This is a genomic window from Micromonospora sp. DT233 (assembly GCF_049841815.1).
Classification (GTDB): domain Bacteria; phylum Actinomycetota; class Actinomycetes; order Mycobacteriales; family Micromonosporaceae; genus Micromonospora.
Map to the genome: position 1 here is coordinate 243,792 of NZ_JBNCLB010000003.1, position 22,486 is coordinate 266,277.

A 22,486-nucleotide genomic window follows, 5' to 3' on the forward strand; every position below is an offset into this window, starting at 1 on the left:
TCTGGTTCCTCCCCGGTGCGGTGACCAACGCCACGGCGCATCACCCTAGGTCGTGGACGCCGCCCGTGGGGGGCGGCACGGCGGTGCGTGGTTGGATGTTCGGGTGACTGGTGACCTGACCCCCGGTGCCGCCCCCGCCCCCGCCTCCGTGGACGCGGACCTGGTGGTCGACCTGGACGCCGTGGGCGTACGCCGGTCGGGCACCGCGCTGCTGCACGACGTGACCTGGCGGGTCGAGCTGGACGAGCGCTGGGTCGTGCTGGGCCCCAACGGGGCCGGGAAGACGACGCTGTTGAGCCTGGCGGCCGGCCGGCTGCACCCGACCACCGGCACGGCGCACGTGCTCGGCGAGCGGATCGGCCGGACCGACGTCAACGAGCTGCGCACGCGCATCGGCCTCTCCACGGCCGCCCTCGCCGAGCGGGTGCCCGCCGAGGAACGAGTGCTCGACGTGGTGGTCACCGCCGCCTGGGCGGTGGTGGGCCGCTGGCGGGAGAGCTACGACCGCACCGACACCGCGCGCGCCCACGCCCTGCTCGGCCAGTTCGGCATCGGCCACCTCGCCGACCGGGCGTACGGCACCCTGTCGGAGGGGGAACGCAAGCGGGTGCAGATCGCCCGCGCGCTGATGACCGACCCGGAGCTGCTGCTGCTCGACGAGCCGGCCGCCGGGCTCGACCTGGGCGGGCGCGAGGACCTGGTGGCCCGGCTGGCCGAGCTGGCGTACGACCCGGACGCCCCGGCCCTGGTCCTGGTCACCCACCACGTCGAGGAGATCCCGCCGGGCTTCACCCACGCCCTGCTGCTGCGCGAGGGCGGCGTGGTCGCCGAAGGGCTGCTCACCGACACCCTGACCGCCGAGAACCTCTCCAAGACCTTCGGCCTGCCGCTGACCGTCGACCGGGTCGGCGACCGCTGGGCGGCCCGCGCCGCCTGAGCGCACCGACTCTGTCGGCGCGGGGCCCTACACTCCGGCGGGACGTCGACTCATCGAGGAGGCCGTGGTGCAGCAGACCCGGGTGGTCGTGGTGGGCAGCGCCAACATGGACCTGGTCGCCACCGCGCCGGCCCTGCCCCGCCCCGGCGAGACGCTGCTCGGCGACGACTTCGTCATGGTCCCCGGCGGCAAGGGGGCGAACCAGGCCATCGCCGCCGCGCGGGCCGGCGGCTCCGTCGCCTTCCTCGGCGCGATCGGCTCCGACGCGTTCGGGGTCACCCTGCGGGCCCGGATCACCGCGGCCGGCGTCGACACCGGCCAGCTCCGGGTGGTGTACGGGACCTCCGGCGTCGCCCTGGTGATGGTCAGCGCCGACGGTGAGAACGCGATCCTGGTGACCCCCGGCGCGAACGGCGCGTTCACCGGGCTGACCGAGGGCGAGCTGGGTGCCGTGCGCGCGGCGGACGTCCTCCTCGCCCAGCTGGAGATCCCGCTGCCCACGGTGACCGAGGCGGTGCTGGCGGCCCGCGCCGCCGGCACCCGGGTGGTCCTCAACGCGGCACCGGCCCGCCCGCTGCCGGCGGAGCTGCTCGCCGCCGTGGACCTGCTGGTGGTCAACGAGAACGAGGCCCAGGCGCTCACCGGGCGCGGCCGGGACGACCCGGGGGCGCTGCTCGCGCTCGTGCCCCGCGCGGTGCTGACCATCGGCGGCGAGGGTGCCTGGTACGTCGAGCGGGGCACCGAGGCGGTACACGTGCCGGCGGTGCGGGTGGACGTGGTCGACTCGACGGCGGCCGGCGACGCGTTCACCGCGGCGCTGGCGGTGGCCTGGGGCGAGGGGCGGGACCTGTTGGCGGCGGTGCGCTGGGCGGCGGCGGCCGGCGCGGCCTGCGTACGCCGGCTCGGCGCGTCCGTGGCGCTGCCCCAGCGGGCCGAGATCGACGAGCTGCACGCCCGCCCGGCCTGACCGCGCCCCGGTCGGTCGGGTCAGGGGGTGGGGTCCTCGTTCAGCTTCTCGCCCCGGCGGCGGAGCATGCCCAGGCCAGGGATGCCGGCGACGGCGAGCTTCAGGTCCCGGGTGACGTCGAGGAGGGCGTGCAGGTCCGGGCCGACCCGGTCCAGGGTCGCCAGGATCGGCAGGACGTCGGCGGTCAGGTGCTCCTTGAGCTTGGGCAGCTCGTCGATGAGCCGGATCGCCGCGGTCACCTCCTCGTGGCTGAGCTGCTCGACGAAGCGGGCCGCCATCGGCGCGCCGCGCCGCAGCGCCGGCTCGTACGCGGCCAACAGCTCGGCGGCGGTGCCGGCGGCCTCCCCGGCGGCGGCGGCCGTCCCGGCGACCCGGCCGGCCACCACCTGCGCCTCGCCGACGACCACGGCCGCCGTGGCGGCGATCTCGGTGGCGTTCTCGATGGCGGTCGTCGCGGCGGCGCTGATGACGGCGACCTCCCGCACGGCGGCCTCTGCGTCGTCGAGCACCCGGTCGGTGCGCTCCAGCGTCCCCTCGATCCGGTCCACCACCGCGTTGATCCGGCTCAGCAGCGCCTCCACGCCGTCGAGCAGCGCGAACGCGCGCGTCGGCACGGCCGCGACGGAGGCGGCCGAGCCGAGCGCCTGGTCGAGGGCGGAGCGGGTGAGGCCGACGACGGCGGCCGGCCGGGGAAGGGAAATCGCCATGCCCACCAGTGTGCGTCGGGCCGGCAACAAACGTGGAGCGGGCCGCCGCAGGTCAGCGCTGTTCCCCCTGCTGCTCGACGGCGCGCTGCACGGCGCGGTAGATCTGCCCGAACCGCAGCGCGTCCGGGGTGCGCAGGAGCATCACCTCCCGACCGTGGTGCTGCACCCACAGCTCGTGCACCTTGTTGCCCCGCTCGTACGACCGGTCCAGCCAGCCGAGCGCCAGCTCCAGCAACGGGAACATGGCCAGCGCGCCGACGGCGCAGGCGGCCAGGATGATCAGGGCCAGGGTCCAGTTGCCCCGGTCCTGCGCCGAATAGGCGAGGGACACCACGCAGACCAGCGCCACCAGCGGGGGCAGCGACAGCAGCAGGACCAGCACGCCCCGGCCGACGACCCGGCCCCGGACGGCGAGGGTCGTCCGCCCGCGCGCGTGATAGACGTACGTCACGTCGGGGATCTCGATGAGGTGGCCGCCCACCTGGATCGACTCGGAGGTCACCTGCACCGCGTCGTCCCGGTAATAGAGGGTCATCACTAAGGTTAACCGTCACGGGCCGGGCGCGCCCAGCCGGTTGCGAGCCCATCCACAGCAAGCCCGACGGGCGGTAGGGGACACCTCCTCCGCGTCCTTTGGAGCTGAGTCGTTCACGACATCACCCGCAGCCGCCACGAGTCCGACCGATCCCTCCACAACCGGGATCGGCTGGTTTGCGGCCGCCTCGCTGCGGGGCAGCCCGCGCCGATTCGTTCGCGACATCAGCTCCATAGGGCCCGTCAGAGAGGTCCCCGCCCGGTGCCGGGCAGCGGCACCGGCACCGGGCCCGGCCGCCTAGCTTGGAATGCCATGAGGAAACAGTTGCGTGACGGCGGGCCGGAGCGGCACGGCGGGCCGGAGCAGCACGGCGGGCCGGAGCGGCACGGCGTGCCGGGGCAGGATGCCGAGGTGGGGCGCAACGTCGAGGTGGTTCGGCGGTACCTGCGGACGTTCGTCACGAAGGACCTGGCCGAGCTGCGTCAGGTGGTCGCCGAGGACGTCGAGATCTACGGCTCCGGCACCGCCGTGCGCGGCCGGCGGTACGTGGAACAGGCGGTCGCCGCGCCGGGGCTGACCGTGCTCGACCAGGAGATCGTGGAGCTCTTCGCGGCCGGGGACCGGGTGGTCGTCGCGCTCGTGCAGACGTACCGCCGGGATGCCACCGGCGTGACCGCCACGCAGAGCGCCTGCAAGATGTACCGGCTGGCCGACGGCCGGATCGTGCAGTTCTGGGGCGAGCAGGACCTCTACGGTCTCCTGCGCGGCCTGGCGATGCTCCCCGACGCGCCGATCGCGTTCTGAGGCCCTTGGCGCGGGTCGGGTGCCGGGCCGGCGGCGGGGCCGGTGGCCTGGCCGGCCTCCACCGCCCGCTGCACGGCCCGGTAGATCTGCCCGAAGCGCAGCGCGTCGCGGGTGCTCAGCAGCCGTACCGGCTGCCCACGCCAGCGGGCCCAGAGCTCGAGCTGCCGGCTGCCCCGGGTGTACGAGCGGTCCAGGTATTCGAAGAGGAAGTCGGCGACCGGGCCGACGGCGAGCCCGACCAGCACCGACGCGCCCACGATGGCGATCGTGACGGTGACCGAGCGGTGCAGCCACAGCGCCAGGGCCACCCCCAGTGCGGCGGCGACGAGCGGGCCGGCCAGTGCTACGCCGAGCGCGCCCCGGCCGGCGAGCACCCGCCAGGACCGGCCGCCCCGCAGGTGCCAGACCAGGCTGATCTCGGCCAGCGGGTAGACCCGGTCGTCGATCCGGACGGCGGTGCCGGTCACCCGCACCGATTTGTCCTCGTAGTACGTCGTCATGGGCGGCTCCGGGTAGCAGGGCGATCACCGGACTGTCTACCCCAACGATCCGGGTCGTAAGGTTGGCACGCGACTTCGACGAGGAAGTGAGGGCAGCGTGAGCGAGTTCGTGCGGCTGGAGACCAGGGACGGCATCGGCACCATCCGGCTGGAGCGGCCGCCGATGAACGCGCTGAACAAGCAGGTCCAGGAGGAGTTGCGGGCCGCCGCGGTGGCGGCCGCCGACGACCCCGAGGTGCGCGCCGTCGTCGTCTACGGCGGCGAGAAGGTCTTCGCCGCAGGCGCGGACATCAAGGAGATGGCCGACATGTCCTACGCGGACATGGCCGGCCGGGCGGCGAACCTCTCCAGCGCGCTCGGCGCGTTCGCCCGGATCCCCAAGCCGGTGGTCGCGGCGATCACCGGGTACGCCCTCGGCGGCGGCTGCGAGCTGGCGCTGGCCTGCGACTGGCGGGTGGTGGCCGAGGACGCCAAGCTCGGGCAGCCCGAGATCAAGCTGGGTGTCATCCCCGGCGCGGGCGGCACCCAGCGACTGGCTCGGCTGGTCGGCCCGGCCCGCGCCAAGGATCTGATCATGTCGGGTCGGATGGTGGACGCCCAGGAGGCGCTGCGGATCGGCCTGGCCGACCGGGTGGTCCCGGCCGCCGACGTGTACGCCGCCGCCGTCGAGCTGGTCACCCCGTACCTGCGGGGCCCGGCGCAGGCGCTGCGGGCGGCGAAGCTGGCGGTCGACGGCGGCCTGGAGATGGACCTGGCCTCCGGCCTGGCCTGGGAGTCTCAGCTCTTCGCGGCGCTCTTCGCCACCGACGACCGGCGCGAGGGCATGGCCGCCTTCGTCGAGAAGCGCAAGCCGGACTTCACCGGCCGGTAGGCCCGAGGACCCGGCCGGTAGGCCCGAGGACCACCCGGTGGCGTCGGGGGCGGTTCACATCGGGCCTACCGGCCAGTAGCGTGTGACGTCGATCGTGGACGAGGGAGCGGAGCGGCGATGACGGAACGGGTCGAGGGTCACGGCGGGCAGTTGGCGCTGGCGGCGCTGCGCGCGCACGGCGTGCGGGAGATGTTCACGCTCTCCGGCGGGCACGTCTTTCCGCTCTACGACGCCGCCCACGGCGCCGGCTTCCCGCTCTACGACGTGCGGCACGAGCAGTCGGCGGTCTTCGCGGCCGAGGCGGTGGCCAAGCTCAACCGCCGCCCCGGTCTCGCCGTGCTCACCGCCGGCCCCGGCGTCACCAACGGCATCTCCGGGCTGACCAGCGCCTTCTTCAACGCCTCACCGGTGCTGGTGCTCGGGGGGCGGGCCCCGCAGTTCCGCTGGGGCTCGGGCAGCCTGCAGGAGATGGACCACCTCCCGCTGGTGGCCCCGGTCACCAAGCACGCCGAGACGGTCTTCAGCGCCGACGACATCCCGCGCGCCGTCGACGCCGCGCTGCGCACCGCGCTGACCCCGCACCGGGGCCCGGTCTTCCTGGACCTGCCGCTGGAGGCGGTCTTCTCCGTCGGCGACGCCGAGCTGCCCGAGGCGACCCCGCCCGCCCCGATCGAGGCCGACCCGGCGGAGGTGGCGCGGGCCGCCGCGCTGATCGCCGCCGCCGCCCGCCCGGTGATCATCGCCGGCTCCGACGTGTACGCCGGGGACGCCGTCGACGCCCTGCGGGCCGCCGCCGAGGCGCTGTCGGTGCCCGTGTTCACCAACGGGATGGGCCGGGGGTCGTTGCCGCCGAGCCACCCGCTGGCCTTCGCCAAGGCTCGCCGGGTCGCCCTGGGCGGCGCCGACGTGGTCGTGGTGGTCGGCACCCCGCTGGACTTCCGGCTCTCCTTCGGCGACTTCGGCGACGCGCAGGTCGTGCACGTGGTGGACGCCCCCAGCCAGCGCGCCACCCACGTGCAGCCGGCCGTCAGCCCCGCCGGTGACCTGCGGTTGATCCTCACCGCGTTCGCCGAGCACTCCGGCGACCGGGCCGACCACGCCGACTGGATCGCCGAGCTGCGCCTCGCCGAGGACGCCGCGAAGGCCCGCGACGCCGAGGCGATGGCCGCCGAGACCGACCCGATCCGCCCGGCCCGGGTCTACGGCGAGCTGCGTCGGGTCCTCGCCCCGGACGCCATCACCATCGGCGACGGCGGCGACTTCGTCTCGTACGCGGGGAAGTACCTGGAGCCCGCGCAGCCCGGCACCTGGCTCGACCCCGGCCCGTACGGCTGCCTCGGCACCGGCATGGGCTACGCGATGGGGGCCCGGGTCAGCCACCCCGACCGGCAGGTCTGCGTGCTGATGGGCGACGGCGCGGCCGGCTTCTCGCTGATGGACGTGGAGTCCCTGGTCCGGCAGCGGCTCCCCGTGGTGATCGTGGTCGGCAACAACGGCATCTGGGGGCTGGAGAAGCACCCGATGCGCGCCATGTACGGCTACGACGTGGCCGCCGACCTGCAGCCGGGCCTGCGCTACGACCGGGTGGTCGAGGCGCTCGGCGGCGCGGGGGAGACGGTGGAGAAGGCCGCCGACCTGGCCCCGGCCCTGGAGCGGGCCTTCGCCTCCGGCGTGCCGTACCTGGTCAACGTGCTGACCGACCCGGCCGACGCGTACCCCCGGTCGTCGAATCTGGCCTGAGCCGCCCGACGCCGCGCGTTCAGAGCTCCGGGCGGTCCCGGTCGTCCGGAGCTCGGCCCGGCTCGGTCTCGCGCCGCCGCCGCTCCTCCTCCCGGCGCAGGCGGTCCCGCTGCTCGGCGCGGGAGCGCTCGTCGAGCGCGGAGAGGAAGTCGGGGTCGTCGTCCGGGGCGACCGGCCGGCGGCGCTCGGTGCGACCGATCCCCGTCGGCCGGGTGCCGACCCGGCCGCGCGCCCCGGGCTCCCGGCCGGCGACGAACCAGGCGATCGAGCCGACCAGCGGGAAGAACAGGATGATCAGCACCCAGGCGATCCGGGGCAGCGCCCGGATCTGCCCCTCCTCGGCGGAGAGGCAGCTGATCAGCGCGCAGACGGCGAGCACGAACTGGGCCAGGAAGAGCACCCCGTAGAGGCGAACCATGCCGGCCATCATGGCGCACCGGGACGCGTCGGCGCAGCGGTGCGCGTCGAACCGGTGCCTAACCGCCCCCGGCTGAGGCCATTTATCCGTTTTGCCGGTTGCCTAGGCTGAGGCAATGACCGATCTTGACGCGCGTCGCCTGCGCGACGCCTACGACGCCCAGATCCGCCCGGAGATCCCCGACCCGCTGCCGGCGGGGGTGACCGTCGACTCCGACGGCCCGCTGACCCGGGTGCTCGGCCTGGACCAGCGCGGCTTCATCACGTACCGGACGCTGGACGGGCTGGCCGGCCCCGCCCTGGACGCCCTGATCGCCCGGCAGGTCGAGTTCTTCCGCGCCCGGGGCGAGGGGGCCGAGTGGAAGCTCAACGGGCACGACGAGCCGGCCGACCTGGGCGACCGGCTGCGCGCCGCCGGCTTCGTGCCGGAGGAGCAGGAGACCGTCGTGGTCGGCCCGGTCGCGGCCCTGGCCGCCGCCGTCCCGGTGCTCCCCGAGGGGGTACGCCTGCGCGAGGTCACCGCCATGGCGGACCTGGAGCGGGTCGCCGCCATGGAGGAGGCGGTCTGGAACAGCGACCGCAGCCACCTGGTGACCGGGCTGGCCCGGGAGATCGAGGCCGACCCGCAGTCGATCACCGTCGTGGTGGCCGAGGCGGGCGACGAGGCGATCAGCGCCGGCTGGGTGCGCTACCAGCGCGGCACCGGCTTCGCCACGCTGTGGGGCGGTTCGACGCTGCCGCAGTGGCGGCGCAGGGGCGTCTACCGGGCCCTGGTGGCGTACCGGGCGCGGCTGGCCGAGCAGCGCGGCAAGGCCCTGGTGCAGGTGGACTGCTCGCCGGAGAGCCGGCCGATCCTGGAGCGACTCGGGCTCGTCGCGGTCACCACCACCACCCCGTACGTCTACACTCCGTGATCATGGAATCACTGACGGCGGACGAGCGGCTCACCCTGCGGACCGGGGCCTTCGGCGCCGTGTTCCTGGTCTCCAACGCGGTGCCCGGGGTGCTGGCCATGGTGCGGGAGAGCATCGCCGCCTCCGGGGCGCTGGTCGAGGCCGGCGGGGTGGTGCGGGAGGCGCTCACCTCCGGCCCGCTGCCGCACCTGCCGCAGAGTCCGGCGGCGCAGATCGAGGCGATCGTGCTGCCGGCGCTGCGCCGGGCGATGGAGATCCTGCGGGCCAAGGCGCCGGGGGAGGTCGAGGCGTACCGCTCGGTGGTGCTGGTCGCGGCCGACCGGGTGGCGCAGGCCGACGGGGGCGTCGCGCCGGCCGAGGCGGCGGTGATCGACCGGATCAGGCGGACGCTGGCCGAGGCGAGCTGACCGGCGGCGCAGGGCCGACCGCTCGGCGTGACCCGCCGGGGTGATCTGTGTCACCGTCGGGCCCTCGGGAGCGAATACTACTTGTGGGTAACATTGCCGGTGGGCAAGCAGAAACAGCGGCCGGCGGTTGACCACGCGTCGACGACGCGCGAGGCTGCGCCCGAGACCGGCGAGCAATCGCCACACCAACAGGAGGGTCGTCGAATCGCGATGAACATCGTCGTACTCGTCAAGCAGGTGCCCGATTCGGGCGCGGACCGCAGCCTGCGCCCCGACGACAACACCGTCGACCGCGGTTCGGCGAACAACGTCATCAACGAGATGGACGAGTACGCCATCGAGGAGGCGTTGAAGGTCAAGGAGGCGCACGGCGGCGAGGTCACCATCCTGACCATGGGTCCGGACCGGGCGACCGAGTCGATCCGCAAGGCGCTCTCCATGGGGCCTGACAAGGCCGTCCACGTCGTCGACGATGCGCTGCACGGCTCCTGCGCCGTGGCCACCTCGAAGGTCCTCGCCGCCGCCCTGGGTCAGCTCAACGCCGACCTGGTGATCTGCGGGGCCGAGTCGACCGACGGCCGGGTCCAGGTCATCCCGCACATGATCGCCGAGCGCCTCGGCGTCGCCGCCCTGACCGGCGCGCGCAAGCTCACCGTCGACGGGGCCACGCTGACCGTCGAGCGGCAGACCGAGGAGGGCTACGAGGTGGTCACCGCCTCCACCCCGGCCGTGGTCTCCGTCTGGGACACCATCAACGAGCCGCGCTACCCGTCGTTCAAGGGCATCATGGCCGCCAAGAAGAAGCCGGTGCAGACCCTCACCCTGGCCGACCTCGGCGTCGCACCGGCCGAGGTGGGCTTCGACGGCGCGACCAGCGCCGTGCTGGAGCACAGCAAGCGTCCGCCGCGCTCCGGCGGCGCGAAGGTCACCGACGAGGGCTCCGGCGGCGTGCAGCTGGTCGAGTTCCTCGCCACCGAGAAGTTCGTGTGAGGGGTCTGGACATGTCTGAGGTTCTCGTCGTCGTCGAAGCCACCCGCGAGTTCGGCGTCAAGAAGGTCACCCTGGAGATGCTCACCCTCGCCCGCGAGCTGGGCACGCCCAGCGCGGTCGTGCTCGGTGGCCCCGGCGCCGCCGAGGCGCTGAGCGCCAAGCTGGGCGAGTACGGCGCGGAGAAGATCTACGCCGCCGAGAGCGAGGAGATCGACGGCTACCTGGTGGCACCGAAGGCCACCGTGCTGGCCGAGCTGGTCAAGCGGGTCCAGCCCGCCGCCGTGCTGCTGGCCTCCGCCCAGGAGGGCAAGGAGATCGCCGCCCGGCTCGCCGTCAAGCTGGACAACGGCATCCTGACCGATGTGGTGGGCCTCGCCGCCGACGGCACCGCCACCCAGGTCGCCTTCGCCGGTTCGGCGATCGTGAAGTCCAAGGTCACCCGTGGCCTGCCGCTGGTCACCGTCCGGCCGAACTCGGTTCCTCCGGTCCCGGCCGCCGCCACGCCCGCCGTCGAGCAGCTCACCGTGTCGGTCACCGACGCCGACAAGCTCGCCAAGGTCGTCGACCGGGTGGCCGAGCAGAAGGGCTCCCGCCCCGAGCTGACCGAGGCCGGCGTGGTCGTCTCCGGCGGTCGCGGCGTCGGCAACGCCGACAACTTCAAGCTGGTCGAGGAGCTGGCCGACCTGCTCGGCGGCGCGGTCGGCGCGTCCCGCGCGGCCGTCGACTCCGGCTTCTACCCGCACCAGTTCCAGGTGGGCCAGACCGGCAAGACGGTCTCCCCGCAGCTCTACGTCGCGCTGGGCATCTCCGGCGCGATCCAGCACCGGGCCGGCATGCAGACCTCGAAGACCATCGTCGCCGTGAACAAGGACGGCGAGGCCCCGATCTTCGAGCTGGCCGACTTCGGCGTGGTCGGCGACCTGTTCAAGATCGTCCCCCAGGCCGCCGAGGAGATCCGCAAGCGCAAGTGAACGCACGCCCCGCCACCGGCGGGCAACGAGGCAGGGGCCACCCGGGTTCGGATGGCCCCTGCCTCGCGTCACGGAAGGGAGCTGATCGGCGGGCCGGGGAGCTGATCCGGCCCGCCGATCAGCCCGTCAGTGCGCCCCTCAGCAGGCTGTCGCCGGAGTGGGCGGGCTTGTTGTCGTAGCGCTCGGCGGAGACGTCCACCACCGAGTAGGTCCGCACATCGACGTTCGGCGGCAACGGTAGCAGCGCGTCGCCCGTGCCGGAGCTGAGCACCCCGACCGAGAACATCCGCATGGTCGACGGATCGATCAGCCAGACCTCGTAGTACCCCGGAACCGTCGGGAGATTCGCCACGTGCAGATGAAGTTGGCCGTCGGCGAACACCCGGGCGTTCCCGTTGGCGTCGCGCGGCGTGCTGCCGTACGCCGACAGTTGCCCGCCGGCCAGCACCGCGCGCTGCGGCGGCCGGGGGGCGTCGGCGGCGTCGGGTAGGACGGCGAGCGTCCCGACCACCCCGACGACGGCGGCGGCCAACGCGGTCGCCACGGTGCCCGCCCAACGGGGCAGCCGACGTCGCGCCCGCCGGCCCCTCGCCCCGCCGACCGCCGCCCCGCCGACCGCCGCCCCGCCGACCGCAGCCCCGCCGACCGTCGCCCCGCCACGGATGGTGGGCGGCCCGGCGGTGGTGGGCGTGTCGGTGCCGGTGGGCGTGTCGGTGCCGGTGGGCGTGCCGGGGCTGTCGCTCGGCCCCGCGACGCCGCCCGCCGCGGCGGTCTTCGCGCCCCTCGGCATCGGCACGGCCCGGCGCTCGCCGGGCGACGGCAGGTCGTCGGTGCCGGCCTGCGCCGCGCCGGGGGACGACGGGGCACCGTCGGCGGCGCTGAGCTGCGCGAGGATGCCCTGCCAGACGTGCGCGGGCGGGTCGGGCAGGTCGCTCAGGCCCCGGGTCTCGGCGCCGAGGCCGGCGACGTGCCGGAGGGCGGCCAGTTCGCCCCGGCAGTGCGCGCAGGTGCCGAGGTGGCGGCCCTCGTCGCTGTCCGCCTCGCTCTCACCGAGCGCCAGATAGACCAGCCGGTCGTGCTCCAGGTGCGGCACCGTCCACCTCCCATCTGCGTTTCAGGCTCGCCATCCCACGGCGGATGTGGCTCTTCACCGTGCCCAGCGGCACCCCGGTCGCCGTGGCGATCTGCTGGTGGGTCAGGTCGTCGTAGAACGCCAGCTCCAACATGCGGCGCTGGTCGTCGGGGAGCCGGGCCAGCTCGTCGGCGAGCACCAGGCGGTCGACCACCGTCTCCGGGTCCGGGCCGGTCGCCGCCGGCTCGGGTAGCCGCCGGACCGTCTCCACGACCCGGCTCTCCCGGGCGGCGGCGCGCAGCCGGTCGACCACCTTGCGCCGGCCGATGCCGAGCAGCCAGCCGATCAGCGAGCCCTTGGCCGGGTCGAAGGTGTCCCGCCCCAGCCAGGCCGCGACGAAGGTCGCCTGGGTCACGTCCTCCGCGTCGCTGCGGTTGGCCAGGGTGCTGGTGGCCAGGTGCAGGACCGCCCGGCCGTACCGGTCGTAGGCCTGCCGCAGCGCGGCCTCGTCGCCGGCGCGGAACCGCTCGGCGAGGTCGTCGGGGGGTGGCGGATCGGGTTTCTGCTGCACCGCTGTCACCGGGCGGTTCGCCTTCCGTGGGACATGCCCGACTGTAGCCCGCACAGTCCTCGCCCCACTCTCGCGGTCGGTATGCGCCTGCACTCTTCTCATCTGCTCTTCGTCCGCGGCCCTCGCCCCGGATGCGGTCGGCGCGCAGAAAAGAAATCTTTCGGCGATCGCATCCGGGGGTGCGCCGGCCGGCGTAACCCGTTCTGCACGACAGACCTGACGAACCAGCACGAACCACCAGGAGGAAGACATGCAGTTTCCGAACTTGGGTCGGGTCGCCGCGGGGGGCGCGGTCGCCGCGTTGACGTTCGCCGGCGTGGCCGCCGCCACCGCGACGCCGGCCTTCGCCGCCACCGCCAAGGTGTCGGTGGTCCACGGGATCCCGGACACCCCCGTCGACGTCTACGTCGACGGCAAGAAGACGCTGGACAACTTCGCCCCGGGCGACGTGGCGGGCCCGCTGAGCCTGGAGGAGGGCGCGTACGACATCGCCCTGACCAAGCCGGGCGAGGCGATCGACAAGGCGATCCTGACCGTCGACGACGCCGAGGTCCCGGGCGGGGCGAACATCAGCCTCGCCGCCCACCTCGACGCCGCCGGCAAGCCGAAGATCACCCCGTTCGTCAACGACACCGCCAAGCTCGCCGCCGGCAAGGCCCGGCTGATCGTCCGGCACACCGCCGCGGCCCCGGCGGTGGACGTCCGGGCCGGTGGCAAGCCGGTCTTCGAGGGCCTGACCAACCCCGAGGAGGCCAAGGCGGACGTCGACGCCGGCACGGTCAAGGCCGACGTGGTGCTCGCCGGCACCGACACCGTGGCGATCGGCCCGGCCGACCTGAACCTCAAGGAGGGCACCGCCACCATCGTCTACGCGACCGGCTCCGCCGAGGCCAAGAACCTGGACCTGGTGGCGCAGACGATCACCGGCCTGCACTCCGCCCCGGGCGGCGTGCCCAGCGGCACCGGCGGCCAGGCCGGCACCGGCGTGCAGACCTGGTGGTACGCGCTGGCCGGCGCCGGCGTACTGCTGCTGGTCGGCGGCGGCGCGCGGGTGGCCACCGCCCGGACGGCCACCGCCCGGGGCGGTCGCCGGTGACGGTGCGTCACCGCGGCGCGTTGGCGGCCATGGCCGCCGGCGTCGCCGCGCTCACCGTCGCGGGCCTCGTGGCCTGCGGCTCGGGTCCCGCCGAGGACGTCGGGGCGCGGGACGCGGCGGCCCTGGCCACCGCGCCGTCGTCACCCACCGGCGGCACACCGGCCTCCGTGCCGGTCGCGCCGGGCGAGCTGCCGGCCGGCGAGCAGACCCTCCCCCCGGTACGGCTGCGCATCCCCGCCATCGACGTCAGCGTCGTGGTCGATCCCGTCGGGATCAACCAGCGCACCGACGAGTTCGAGGTGCCGCCCAGCGTCGACCGGGTCGGCTGGTACCGGTACGGCCCCGGGCTGGCCACCGCCGCCGGTTCGGTGGTGATCGCCGGCCACGTGGACAGCGCCGAGCAGGGCAAGGGGGCGTTCTACCGGCTCCGCGAGCTGGACCGGGGCGACACCCTCACCGCCGCCGGCAGCGACGGGCGGCCGCGCGAGTACCGGGTCGTGGCCCGCGAGGAGTACGCCAAGACGAAGATCCCGTTGCAGCGGTACTTCGCCCGCGACGGCAAGCCGAGGCTGACCCTGATCACCTGCGGCGGCCCGTTCGACGCCCGGACCCGGCACTACCGCGACAACATCGTCGTCACCGCCGTACCGGCGTAGGGGACCGGCCGTTGTCCCCGCCCACCACGCGCCCGCGCCCCGACGGCCACCCGCCGCCGGGGCGCGGGTGCCCTCCGGCCTTCGGCCTGCGCAGGCCCGGTCAGTAGGCTGATCGGCGATGGCATACCTGGATCACGCCGCGACGACTCCGATGCTCGACGAGGCACTGGAGGCGTACCTCGCGACCGCCCGTGAGGTCGGCAACGCGTCGTCACTGCACGCGGCGGGCCGGCGGGCCCGGCGGCGGGTGGAGGAGTCCCGCGAACGGGTGGCCGCCGCGCTGGGCGCCCGCCCGTCCGAGGTGATCTTCACCGGCGGCGGCACGGAGAGCGACAACCTCGCCGTCAAGGGGATCTTCTGGGCCCGCCGGTCGGCGTCGGCGCTTCGGCGGCGGGTGGTCTCCGGCGCCGTCGAGCACCACGCCGTGCTCGACGCGGTCGACTGGCTGGCCGACCACGAGGACGCCGAGGTGGGCTGGCTGCCGGTGGACGCCGTGGGCCGACTCGCCCCGGAGGCGCTGCGCGCCGAGCTGGCCGCGCACGGCGACCGGGTCGCCGTGGTCACCGCCATGTGGGCCAACAACGAGGTGGGCACCCTCCAGCCGATCGCCGAGCTGGCCGCCGTCGCCGCCGAGCACGGCGTGCCGCTGCACACCGACGCGGTCCAGGCCGTCGGTCAGGTGCCGGTCGACTTCGCCGCCGCCGGCGTCTCCGCGCTGACCGTCACCGGCCACAAGCTCGGCGGCCCGACGGGGGTCGGGGCGCTGCTGCTGGCCCGCGACGTCGCGGCCACGCCGCTGCTGCACGGCGGGGGCCAGGAGCGCGACGTGCGCTCCGGCACGCTGGACACCGCCGGCATCGTCGCCTTCGCGATCGCGGTGGAGCGGGCCGTGAAGGGCCAGCGGGAGTACGCGGCCCGGGTGGCCGCGCTCCGCGACGACCTGGTGGAGCGGGTCCGCCACGCCGTCCCCGAGGTGGTCTTCAACGGCGACCCCGTCGAGCGGCTGCCGGGCAACGCGCACTTCTCCTTCCCCGGCTGCGAGGGCGACGCCCTGCTGCTGCTGCTCGACGCCCAGGGCATCGCCTGCTCGACGGGTTCGGCCTGCTCCGCCGGGGTGGCCCAGCCCTCACACGTGCTGATCGCGATGGGCGCCGACGACGACCGGGCCCGCTCCTCGCTGCGCTTCACCCTCGGCCACACCAGCACCCAGGCCGAGATCGACGCCGTGGTGGCCGCCCTGCCGACCGCCGTCGACCGGGCCCGCCGGGCCGCCGCCCTGCGCACCCCGCGTTGACCGCACCCCCGGGTAGGCTCGTGGTCGGGGAAGGGAGCGTGACGGGGTGAGGGTTCTGGCGGCCATGTCGGGCGGGGTGGACTCCGCCGTGGCGGCGGCGCGGGCCGTGGAGGCCGGGCACGACGTCACCGGCGTGCACCTGGCGCTGGCCCGCAATCCGCAGACCTACCGCACCGGGGCGCGGGGGTGCTGCACCCTGGAGGACGCCCGCGACGCCCGGCGGGCCGCCGACGTGCTCGGCATCCCGTTCTACGTCTGGGACATGGCCGACCGCTTCCACGCCGACGTGGTCGACGACTTCGTCGCCGAGTACGCGGCCGGCCGCACCCCGAACCCGTGCCTGCGCTGCAACGAGAAGATCAAGTTCGCGGCGGTGCTGGACCGGGCCGTCGCGCTGGGCTTCGACGCCGTGGTCACCGGCCACCACGCCCGGCTCGGCCCGGACGGCCTGCTGCGGCGCAGCGTCGACGCCGCCAAGGACCAGTCGTACGTGCTGGCCGTGCTGACCCGCGCCCAGCTGGACCGGTCGGTCTTCCCGCTCGGCGACTCCACCAAGGCGCAGGTCCGCGCGGAGGCGGCCCGGCGCGGGCTCGCCGTGGCCGACAAGCCGGACTCGCACGACATCTGCTTCATCGCCGACGGCGACACCCGCGGCTTCCTCGCCCGGCAGCTCGGCGAGGCCCCCGGCGAGGTGGTCGACGCGCTCACCGGCGCGGTGGTGGGCAGCCACGCCGGGGCGTACGCGTACACGGTGGGGCAGCGGCGGGGCCTGCACCTGGACCGGCCCGCCCCGGACGGCCGGCCGCGTTACGTGCTCTCCATCACCCCGACGACCAACACCGTCACGGTGGGGCCGGCCGAGGCGCTGGAGGTCTCCACGGTCCGCGCCGAGCGCCCGGTCTGGACCGGCGGCGAGCCGCCGACCGCCCCGATCGAGTGCGAGGTGCAGCTGCGCGCCCACGGTGACGTGGTCGCCGCCACCGTCGAGCTGACCGGCGGCACCCTGCGCGCCGAGCTGCGCCGCCCACTGCGCGGCGTCGCCGCTGGTCAAGCCCTGGTGGCGTACCGGCCGGACCCGGCCGGTGACGTCGTGCTCGGCTCCGCCACCATCGCCGGCTGAACCCCGTATACCCTTCGCCCGTGACACACACTGCGTGGCCCTGGCCCGCCGGCGCGGCGACCGGCATCGGTTCGCTGCCCGGCACCGACGTCGCCGAGGCGCAGCGGATCGTCCTCGGGGAGCTGCCCGCCCTGCCCCACCTGCCCGAGCTGCCCGCGCGCGGGGCGGGGGCGGACCTGATCGGGCGCACCGGCGGCCTGCTCACCGAGCTCCCCGTCGAGCTCTACGCCGGGCAATGGCGGGTGGCCGCCCACCCGGGGCGGGACCTGCGCCGGGCCCGGGACCTGATGGAACGCGACCTCGACCAGCTCGCCGAGCAGGCCGAGGAGTTCGCGGGGACGGTCAAGGTCTCCGCCGCCGGCCCGTACACCCTGGCCGCCTCGCTCGACCTGCCCATCGGCGGGCGGATGCTGCGCGACCCGGGCGCCGTGCGGGACCTGGCCGGATCCCTCGCCGAGGGGCTGCGCGGGCACGTCGCGGCGGTGGCCCGCCGGCTGCCCCGGGCCACGGTGCTGCTCCAGCTCGACGAGCCCTCCCTGCCGACCGTGCTGGCCGGGCGGGTGCCCACCGAGAGCGGCTTCGGCGCGTACCGGCCGGTGCCGCAGGTCGACGCGGCGGCCCTGCTGCGCACGGTGGTCGACGCGGTCGGCGCGCCGGTCGTGGTGCACTGCTGCGCGCCGGACGTGCCGCTGGAGCTGATCCGCTCCACCGGGGCCGTCGCGGTCGCGCTGGACCTGAGCCTGGTGCGCGAGCTCGACCCGCTCGGCGAGGCCATCGACGCCGGGCTCGGGCTGCTGGCCGGCGCCGCGCCCGCCACCGCGCCGCCGGGCGGTCGCGCCCCGACCTCCGCCCAGGTCGCCGACCGGGTACGCCAGCTCTGGGGCCGCCTCGGCTTCCCGGCCCGCCAACTGCCCGAGCAGGTGGTGGTCACCCCGGCCTGCGGCCTCGCCGGTGCCGACCCGCAGTACGTCCGGGCGGTGCTCGCGGCGTGCCGCGACGCGGGGCGGCGACTCGCCGAGGAGTGACGTTTTCCGTCGTACCCGGTGGGCAGAATGGCGCCCATGGTTGGACAACTGCGCACCACGGTCATCGACTGCCCCGACCCCCGGGCCCTCGCGGCGTTCTACGCCGAGCTGCTGGGCCTGCCGCTGATCGAGGAGGAATCCGACGACGAGTGGGTGACCCTCGGCGGCTCGCCGGGGCACCACCCCCGGCTCGCCTTCCAGCGGGCCCCCGACCTGCGCCCGCCGGCCTGGCCCGACCCGGAGCGGCCCCAGCAGCTCCACCTCGACGTCACCGTCGAGGACATCGAGGCCGCCGAGAGGGCGGCGCTGGCCCTGGGGGCGCGGCGGCTGCCCGGCGAGGGGGAGGGCTTCCGGGTCTACGCCGACCCGGTCGGCCACCCGTTCTGTCTCTGCTGGGACTGACCGGGCCCCACGTGGCGGCGGTTGCGGGCGCGGGGCATCATCGCTTGAATGATCGACTCCTCGCTCCGGCGGGCCTCCGGCTCGCTCTTCGGCCTCGCCTACGGTGACGCGCTGGGCCGGCCGACCGAGTTCCTGACCGTCGACGAGATCCACCGCCGCTACGGCCCGTCCGGCCCCCGTGAGCTGGAGGGCGAGCCGGCGATGGTCACCGACGACACCCAGATGGCACTCGCGGTGGCCTGGGCGCTGCACGACGCGCCGACGCCCACGCCGGAGGTGGTCGAGCCGCTGCTGCGGGAGCGCTTCCTGGCCTGGTCGGTCAGCCCGGAGAACAACCGCGCCCCCGGCATGACCTGCCTGCGCGCCTGCGCGGAGCTGGCCCGGGGGCTGCGCTGGCAGGAGGCGACGGTGGCCGGCTCGAAGGGCTGCGGCGCGAACATGCGGGTCACCCCGGTCGGGCTGCTCCCCGTCGACCTGGACACCCTGGCCGGCCTCGCCCAGCTCCAGGCCGGCCTCACCCACGGCCACCCCACCGGGCTGGCCGCCAGCGAGCTGACCGCGTACGCGGTCCGGGTGCTGCGCGACGGCGCGGCCCTGGCCGAGCTGCCGGCGCTGCTCACCGGGCGGGCCCGTGAGCAGCGCCGGGTCTACCGGGCGGAGTGGCTCGGCGACCTGTGGCAGCGTCCGGGGGTGGACTCGCCGCAGGAGTTCATCGCCCGTGGCTGGGACGAGTGCCTCGGCGCGCTCGGCCGGCTCAGCACCGCGCTGGCCCGCCCCGACGACGGCGGCGACCCGTGCCGGCGCACCGGCGAGGGGTGGGTGGCCGAGGAGGCCCTGACCACCGCGCTGCTCTGCGCGCTGTGGCACGCCGACGACCCGGTGGGCGCGCTGGCCCGGGGCGCGACCACCGCCGGGGACTCCGACTCGATCGCGGCCCTGGCCGGCGCGTTCGTCGGCGCGGCCCACGGCATGCCCGCCTGGCCGGCGGAGTGGTCCACCCGAATCGAGTACGCCGACGACCTGCTCACCCTCGCCACCCCGCACGACTGAGCCCGCTGCCGGTGTGCCCTCGCCCGACCGACTTCGTGGGTGGGCGCGGGCGCGACCCCGGGCCGCGCGGGACGACTTCAGGAAGTGGGCAGGTGGGGCAGGGCCGTCAGGTGCCGCCAGAGTTGGGTGGGGCAGGTGCCGGCCTGCTCCCGGAAGGCCGAGGCGGCGACGGGGATCGGTTCGCTGATGTCGAGGTAGCTGTCGTGCTCGGCGTCGGGATCCCAGTCGCGGGTGGGGATGCGGACGTGGTCGTCCCGATCGGACTTGTCCTGGCTGGTGATCTTGAGCACCTCGGCGCTCCGGCCGTCGGCCCAAAGCACCAGGCAGGGGCGGACCTTCGAGCCGCTGCCGTCGGCGTACGGCACGTCGGCCCACCAGATCTCGCCGGGGCGCGGCGTGCCGGCGGTGTCGCGGTCGCCGTCGCGGGGTCGGGGCGGGGCGGCCGTACGGCCGGGTCTGCGGGTGTCGGCGCCCCGTCCGGGCCGGCGCGTGCCGGCGTCGGAACCGCGCGTGCCGGCACCGGTCGAACGCGTGCCGGCGTCCCGGTCGGGGCGGGTGGCGCTGCGGCCGGGGCGCGGCCGGGGGCGGCCGGGGCGGGACCGGTCCGACCGGGCGCGTCCGGTGCCGGCGGCGCGCCGACGCCATTCGCTCCACGCCCAACCGGCCGCGACGGCCAGCACGATCGCCAGCGCCCAGAGCAGCCAGTCCGGCATCCCGTTCCCCCTCGTCCCGTGCCGGCCCGGTGCCGCCGACGTGCGGCGATCCTCGCACGTCGGGGGGCGTGCCGGGCGGTCGGGCGCGGCGGGCGGACGGTGGATTGTCCCACCCGACCGATACGGTGCGGGGGTAGCTTGATCACGGGAGGTCGCACGACGTGTCCGGTAGCGGCGAGGTGTCGGGGAGCGGCAGGGTGTCCGAGAGCGACGGGGCGTCGAGCAGCGACGGAGCGGCCCAGGGCGAGGCGGCCTCGGCCGCGAGGCCGACTGGGGGCCGACCCGGCCCCGTAGGCGGTGGCGCATCGGCAGACGGCGGCGGCGACCCTGCGGGCGACGGTGCCGGCTCGGCCGGTGGGGACCCGGCCGGCGGCGGCTCGGTCGACGGCGATCCGGCCGACGGTGGTGGCGACCTGGCCGGTGGCGGTGTCGGGTCGACCGGCGGCGGTGACGTGGCGGCGGAGGACGTCGTCGCGCAGCGGGTCACCCCGGCCCAGGAGGCGGCGGCGGGCGCCGAGCCGACCCCCGAGGCGCGGGAGCGGCACGCCACGCTCAGCCAGGAGCTGACCGAACACCAGTACCGCTACTACGTGCTGGACGCCCCGATCGTCACCGACGCCGAGTTCGACCGGCAGCTGCGGGAGCTGGAGGCGCTGGAGGCGACGTTCCCCGCCCTGCGTACGCCGGACTCCCCGACCCAGCGGGTCGGCGGCACGTTCTCCACGGACTTCACCCCGGTCACCCACGCCGAGCGGCTGCTCTCCCTCGACAACGCCTTCGCCGACGAGGAGCTGGCGGCCTGGGCCGAGCGGGTGGAGCGGGACGCCGGCGGCCCGGTGCCCTACCTCTGCGAGCTCAAGGTGGACGGGTTGGCGATCAACCTCACCTACGAGAAGGGCCGGTTGGTCCGCGCGGCCACCCGGGGCGACGGGCGCACCGGCGAGGACGTCACCGCCAACGTCCGCAGCATCGGCGACGTGCCCGCCCGGCTGACCCCGTCGGCCGACTTCCCCGACGTGCCCGAGTTCATCGAGGTGCGCGGCGAGATCTACTTCCCGGTCGCCGCCTTCGCCGACCTCAACGCCGGCCTGGTCGAGCAGGGCAAGGAGCCCTTCGCCAACCCGCGCAACGCCGCCGCCGGCAGCCTGCGCCAGAAGGACCCGCGGGTCACCGCGTCCCGGCCGCTGCGGCTGGTGGTGCACGGCATCGGCGCCCGGCGCGGCTTCACCCCGGCCGCCCAGTCCCAGGCGTACGCGGCGCTGAAGGCGTGGGGGCTGCCGACCAGCGAGCGCTGGCGGGTGGTGCCCGACCTGGCCGGCGTCGCCGAGTTCATCGCCCACTACGCCGAGCACCGCCACGACGTCGAGCACGAGATCGACGGCGTCGTGGTCAAGGTGGACCCGGTCTCCATCCAGGGCCGGCTCGGCTCGACCAGCCGGGCCCCGCGCTGGGCGATCGCCTTCAAGTACCCGCCGGAGGAGGTCAACACCAAGCTGCTCGACATCGACGTCAACGTCGGGCGCACCGGCCGGGTCACCCCGTTCGCCGTGCTGGAGCCGGTGCGGGTGGCCGGCTCCACGGTGGCCCTGGCCACCCTGCACAACGCCCGCGAGGTGGAGCGCAAGGGGGTGCTGATCGGCGACACGGTGGTGATCCGCAAGGCCGGCGACGTGATCCCCGAGGTGCTCGGCCCGGTGGTCGACCTGCGGCCCGCCGACGCCCGGCCGTTCGTGATGCCCACCACCTGCCCGGCCTGCGGCACCCCGCTCGCCCCGGCCAAGGAGGGCGACATCGACATCCGCTGCCCCAACAGCCGCAGTTGCCCAGCGCAGTTGCGCGAGCGGGTCTTCCACCTGGCCGGGCGGGGCGCGTTCGACATCGAGGTGTTGGGCTACAAGGGCGCGGCGGCGCTGCTGGACGCGAAGGTCATCACCGACGAGGGCGACCTGTTCGGCCTCGACGCCGCCAAGCTGGCCACGTCGCCGTTCTTCGTCAACAAGGACGGCAGCCTCGGCACCAACGCCGCCAAGCTGCTCGACAACCTCACCGTGGCCAAGGAACGCGACCTGTGGCGGGTGCTGGTGGCGCTCTCCATCCGGCACGTGGGCCCGACCGCCGCCCAGGCCCTGGCCCGGCACTTCCGCTCGATGGCCGCGATCGAGGCGGCCGGCGAGGAGGAGCTCTCCTCGGTCGACGGCGTCGGCCCGACGATCGCGGCCAGCATCAAGGAGTGGTTCGCCGTCGACTGGCACCGCGAGGTGGTCCGCAAGTGGGCCGAGGCGGGCGTACGGATGGCCGAGGAGGCCGGCGACGAGGGGCCGCGCCCGCTGGAGGGGCTCACCGTCGTGGTGACCGGGACCCTGGCCGGTTTCTCCCGCGACCAGGCCGCCGAGGAGATCCAGTCCCGGGGCGGGAAGGTGACCGGCTCGGTGTCGAAGAAGACCAGCTTCGTGGTGGTGGGCGACAACCCCGGCTCGAAGGCCGAGAAGGCGGTCGGCCTGAAGCTGCCGGTGCTGGACGAGGAGGGCTTCCGGATCCTGCTGGCCGAGGGCCCGGACGCGGCCCGGGAAGCGGCCCGCGTCCCTGAGTGACGGCCGTCGGCCGCGCCGGGGGCCTGCGTGCCGGCGGAGTGCCGTGCCTCCCGGCGGGGGCCGCACACCGCTCGGCGGGGCTTGACCGCACCTGGCCGCGTATACCAACTTAATTACGACTACGACCGATTCGTGG

General features: G+C 75.1%; 24 protein-coding genes. 17 read left to right on the forward strand and 7 right to left on the reverse strand.

Annotated features, from left to right (window positions below):
* The first annotated feature begins 103 nt into the window (after positions 1 to 103).
* Positions 104 to 937, forward strand: a complete 834-nt coding sequence (locus ACLQ2V_RS09145; RefSeq protein ID WP_425717963.1) for an ABC transporter ATP-binding protein — start codon at positions 104 to 106, stop codon at positions 935 to 937.
* A 67-nt stretch (positions 938 to 1,004) separates the two neighbouring features.
* A complete protein-coding gene (locus tag ACLQ2V_RS09150) occupies positions 1,005 to 1,904 on the forward strand; it encodes a ribokinase (protein ID WP_425717964.1) in 900 nt (299 codons plus the stop codon).
* Between the two features lie 20 nt (positions 1,905 to 1,924).
* Here the strand turns inward: ACLQ2V_RS09150 and ACLQ2V_RS09155 are convergent, their stop codons facing one another.
* Both ACLQ2V_RS09155 and ACLQ2V_RS09160 read right to left on the reverse strand, forming a co-directional pair.
* Complete coding sequence (locus tag ACLQ2V_RS09155) at positions 1,925 to 2,611, reverse strand: hypothetical protein (protein ID WP_425717965.1); 687 nt, start codon at positions 2,609 to 2,611, stop codon at positions 1,925 to 1,927.
* Between the two features lie 52 nt (positions 2,612 to 2,663).
* Complete coding sequence (locus ACLQ2V_RS09160) at positions 2,664 to 3,146, reverse strand: DUF6232 family protein (RefSeq protein WP_425717966.1); 483 nt, start codon at positions 3,144 to 3,146, stop codon at positions 2,664 to 2,666.
* Positions 3,147 to 3,458: 312 nt separating this feature from the next.
* On the opposite strand from ACLQ2V_RS09160, the gene ACLQ2V_RS09165 reads away from it, so the two are divergent.
* Positions 3,459 to 3,950 carry a nuclear transport factor 2 family protein gene (locus tag ACLQ2V_RS09165; RefSeq protein WP_425717967.1) on the forward strand — a complete coding sequence of 164 codons (492 nt, stop codon included), beginning with the start codon at positions 3,459 to 3,461 and terminating at the stop codon, positions 3,948 to 3,950.
* Here the strand turns inward: ACLQ2V_RS09165 and ACLQ2V_RS09170 are convergent.
* Positions 3,896 to 4,450: a DUF6232 family protein gene (locus tag ACLQ2V_RS09170; RefSeq protein WP_425717968.1), complete on the reverse strand. Its 555-nt coding sequence runs from the start codon at positions 4,448 to 4,450 to the stop codon at positions 3,896 to 3,898. The genes ACLQ2V_RS09165 and ACLQ2V_RS09170 overlap by 55 nt on opposite strands.
* Positions 4,451 to 4,547: 97 nt before the next feature.
* Between ACLQ2V_RS09170 and ACLQ2V_RS09175 the strand changes: the two genes are divergently transcribed.
* Complete coding sequence (locus tag ACLQ2V_RS09175) at positions 4,548 to 5,321, forward strand: enoyl-CoA hydratase-related protein (RefSeq protein WP_425717969.1); 774 nt, start codon at positions 4,548 to 4,550, stop codon at positions 5,319 to 5,321.
* A 117-nt stretch (positions 5,322 to 5,438) separates the two neighbouring features.
* Positions 5,439 to 7,061, forward strand: a complete 1,623-nt coding sequence (locus tag ACLQ2V_RS09180) for an acetolactate synthase (protein WP_425717970.1) — start codon at positions 5,439 to 5,441, stop codon at positions 7,059 to 7,061.
* A gap of 19 nt (positions 7,062 to 7,080) precedes the next feature.
* Here ACLQ2V_RS09180 and ACLQ2V_RS09185 read toward each other — a convergent pair whose 3' ends face one another.
* A complete protein-coding gene (locus ACLQ2V_RS09185) occupies positions 7,081 to 7,479 on the reverse strand; it encodes a PLD nuclease N-terminal domain-containing protein (RefSeq protein WP_425717971.1) in 399 nt (132 codons plus the stop codon).
* Between the two features lie 115 nt (positions 7,480 to 7,594).
* On the opposite strand from ACLQ2V_RS09185, the gene ACLQ2V_RS09190 reads away from it, so the two are divergent.
* From ACLQ2V_RS09190 to ACLQ2V_RS09205, 4 genes are all read left to right on the forward strand, one after another.
* Positions 7,595 to 8,392, forward strand: a complete 798-nt coding sequence (locus ACLQ2V_RS09190; RefSeq protein ID WP_425717972.1) for a GNAT family N-acetyltransferase — start codon at positions 7,595 to 7,597, stop codon at positions 8,390 to 8,392.
* 2 nt (positions 8,393 to 8,394) lie between these two features.
* A complete protein-coding gene (locus tag ACLQ2V_RS09195; protein WP_425717973.1) occupies positions 8,395 to 8,799 on the forward strand; it encodes a hypothetical protein in 405 nt (134 codons plus the stop codon).
* Positions 8,800 to 9,009: 210 nt separating this feature from the next.
* Positions 9,010 to 9,789, forward strand: coding sequence for an electron transfer flavoprotein subunit beta/FixA family protein (locus tag ACLQ2V_RS09200; protein WP_425717974.1), 780 nt, complete (start codon positions 9,010 to 9,012; stop codon positions 9,787 to 9,789).
* Between the two features lie 11 nt (positions 9,790 to 9,800).
* Positions 9,801 to 10,760: an electron transfer flavoprotein subunit alpha/FixB family protein gene (locus ACLQ2V_RS09205; protein ID WP_425717975.1), complete on the forward strand. Its 960-nt coding sequence runs from the start codon at positions 9,801 to 9,803 to the stop codon at positions 10,758 to 10,760.
* A 118-nt stretch (positions 10,761 to 10,878) separates the two neighbouring features.
* Here ACLQ2V_RS09205 and ACLQ2V_RS09210 read toward each other — a convergent pair whose 3' ends face one another.
* Entirely contained in the window at positions 10,879 to 11,844 is a 966-nt protein-coding gene (locus ACLQ2V_RS09210) for an anti-sigma factor (protein ID WP_425718318.1), read from the reverse strand.
* Positions 11,807 to 12,412, reverse strand: a complete 606-nt coding sequence (locus ACLQ2V_RS09215; protein ID WP_425717976.1) for an RNA polymerase sigma factor — start codon at positions 12,410 to 12,412, stop codon at positions 11,807 to 11,809. Before ACLQ2V_RS09215 ends, ACLQ2V_RS09210 begins: the two co-directional genes overlap by 38 nt.
* 241 nt (positions 12,413 to 12,653) lie before the next feature.
* Between ACLQ2V_RS09215 and ACLQ2V_RS09220 the strand changes: the two genes are divergently transcribed.
* The 7 genes from ACLQ2V_RS09220 to ACLQ2V_RS09250 all read left to right on the forward strand — a co-directional run bounded on the left by ACLQ2V_RS09220 (position 12,654) and on the right by ACLQ2V_RS09250 (position 19,046).
* A complete protein-coding gene (locus tag ACLQ2V_RS09220; protein ID WP_425717977.1) occupies positions 12,654 to 13,499 on the forward strand; it encodes a DUF4397 domain-containing protein in 846 nt (281 codons plus the stop codon).
* Complete coding sequence (locus ACLQ2V_RS09225) at positions 13,496 to 14,155, forward strand: class F sortase (RefSeq protein ID WP_425717978.1); 660 nt, start codon at positions 13,496 to 13,498, stop codon at positions 14,153 to 14,155. Before ACLQ2V_RS09220 ends, ACLQ2V_RS09225 begins: the two co-directional genes overlap by 4 nt.
* Before the next feature lie 118 nt (positions 14,156 to 14,273).
* Entirely contained in the window at positions 14,274 to 15,449 is a 1,176-nt protein-coding gene (locus ACLQ2V_RS09230; protein WP_425717979.1) for a cysteine desulfurase family protein, read from the forward strand.
* Between the two features lie 46 nt (positions 15,450 to 15,495).
* On the forward strand, positions 15,496 to 16,569 hold the full coding sequence (mnmA, locus tag ACLQ2V_RS09235; RefSeq protein ID WP_425717980.1) for a tRNA 2-thiouridine(34) synthase MnmA: 1,074 nt from the start codon (positions 15,496 to 15,498) through the stop codon (positions 16,567 to 16,569).
* Positions 16,570 to 16,589: 20 nt separating this feature from the next.
* The gene (locus ACLQ2V_RS09240; protein ID WP_425717981.1) at positions 16,590 to 17,594 is read left to right on the forward strand and encodes a methionine synthase; all 1,005 of its coding nucleotides are present in this window, start codon (positions 16,590 to 16,592) and stop codon (positions 17,592 to 17,594) included.
* Positions 17,595 to 17,630: 36 nt separating this feature from the next.
* The gene (locus ACLQ2V_RS09245; RefSeq protein ID WP_425717982.1) at positions 17,631 to 17,996 is read left to right on the forward strand and encodes a VOC family protein; all 366 of its coding nucleotides are present in this window, start codon (positions 17,631 to 17,633) and stop codon (positions 17,994 to 17,996) included.
* A 48-nt stretch (positions 17,997 to 18,044) separates the two neighbouring features.
* The gene (locus ACLQ2V_RS09250) at positions 18,045 to 19,046 is read left to right on the forward strand and encodes an ADP-ribosylglycohydrolase family protein (RefSeq protein WP_425717983.1); all 1,002 of its coding nucleotides are present in this window, start codon (positions 18,045 to 18,047) and stop codon (positions 19,044 to 19,046) included.
* Between the two features lie 77 nt (positions 19,047 to 19,123).
* On the opposite strand, the gene ACLQ2V_RS09255 is transcribed toward ACLQ2V_RS09250, so the two are convergent.
* On the reverse strand, positions 19,124 to 19,759 hold the full coding sequence (locus ACLQ2V_RS09255) for a type II toxin-antitoxin system PemK/MazF family toxin (protein ID WP_425717984.1): 636 nt from the start codon (positions 19,757 to 19,759) through the stop codon (positions 19,124 to 19,126).
* 452 nt (positions 19,760 to 20,211) lie between these two features.
* On the opposite strand from ACLQ2V_RS09255, the gene ligA reads away from it, so the two are divergent.
* Entirely contained in the window at positions 20,212 to 22,350 is a 2,139-nt protein-coding gene (gene ligA / locus ACLQ2V_RS09260; RefSeq protein ID WP_425718319.1) for an NAD-dependent DNA ligase LigA, read from the forward strand.
* The last annotated feature ends 136 nt before the right edge of the window (positions 22,351 to 22,486 follow it).

What these genes read in the sequence shown, in the direction of transcription:
- ACLQ2V_RS09155 (WP_425717965.1), bottom strand. Translation starts at nt 2,611, where the DNA reads ATGGCGATTTCCCTTCCCCGGCCGGCCGCCGTCGTCGGCCTCACCCGC.
- ACLQ2V_RS09160 (WP_425717966.1), bottom strand. Translation starts at nt 3,146, where the DNA reads ATGACCCTCTATTACCGGGACGACGCGGTGCAGGTGACCTCCGAGTCG.
- ACLQ2V_RS09165 (WP_425717967.1), top strand. Translation starts at nt 3,459, where the DNA reads ATGAGGAAACAGTTGCGTGACGGCGGGCCGGAGCGGCACGGCGGGCCG.
- ACLQ2V_RS09170 (WP_425717968.1), bottom strand. Translation starts at nt 4,450, where the DNA reads ATGACGACGTACTACGAGGACAAATCGGTGCGGGTGACCGGCACCGCC.
- ACLQ2V_RS09180 (WP_425717970.1), top strand. Translation starts at nt 5,439, where the DNA reads ATGACGGAACGGGTCGAGGGTCACGGCGGGCAGTTGGCGCTGGCGGCG.
- ACLQ2V_RS09185 (WP_425717971.1), bottom strand. Translation starts at nt 7,479, where the DNA reads ATGGTTCGCCTCTACGGGGTGCTCTTCCTGGCCCAGTTCGTGCTCGCC.
- ACLQ2V_RS09190 (WP_425717972.1), top strand. Translation starts at nt 7,595, where the DNA reads ATGACCGATCTTGACGCGCGTCGCCTGCGCGACGCCTACGACGCCCAG.
- ACLQ2V_RS09195 (WP_425717973.1), top strand. Translation starts at nt 8,395, where the DNA reads ATGGAATCACTGACGGCGGACGAGCGGCTCACCCTGCGGACCGGGGCC.
- ACLQ2V_RS09200 (WP_425717974.1), top strand. Translation starts at nt 9,010, where the DNA reads ATGAACATCGTCGTACTCGTCAAGCAGGTGCCCGATTCGGGCGCGGAC.
- ACLQ2V_RS09205 (WP_425717975.1), top strand. Translation starts at nt 9,801, where the DNA reads ATGTCTGAGGTTCTCGTCGTCGTCGAAGCCACCCGCGAGTTCGGCGTC.
- ACLQ2V_RS09220 (WP_425717977.1), top strand. Translation starts at nt 12,654, where the DNA reads ATGCAGTTTCCGAACTTGGGTCGGGTCGCCGCGGGGGGCGCGGTCGCC.
- ACLQ2V_RS09230 (WP_425717979.1), top strand. Translation starts at nt 14,274, where the DNA reads ATGGCATACCTGGATCACGCCGCGACGACTCCGATGCTCGACGAGGCA.
- ACLQ2V_RS09245 (WP_425717982.1), top strand. Translation starts at nt 17,631, where the DNA reads ATGGTTGGACAACTGCGCACCACGGTCATCGACTGCCCCGACCCCCGG.
- ACLQ2V_RS09250 (WP_425717983.1), top strand. Translation starts at nt 18,045, where the DNA reads ATGATCGACTCCTCGCTCCGGCGGGCCTCCGGCTCGCTCTTCGGCCTC.
- ACLQ2V_RS09255 (WP_425717984.1), bottom strand. Translation starts at nt 19,759, where the DNA reads ATGCCGGACTGGCTGCTCTGGGCGCTGGCGATCGTGCTGGCCGTCGCG.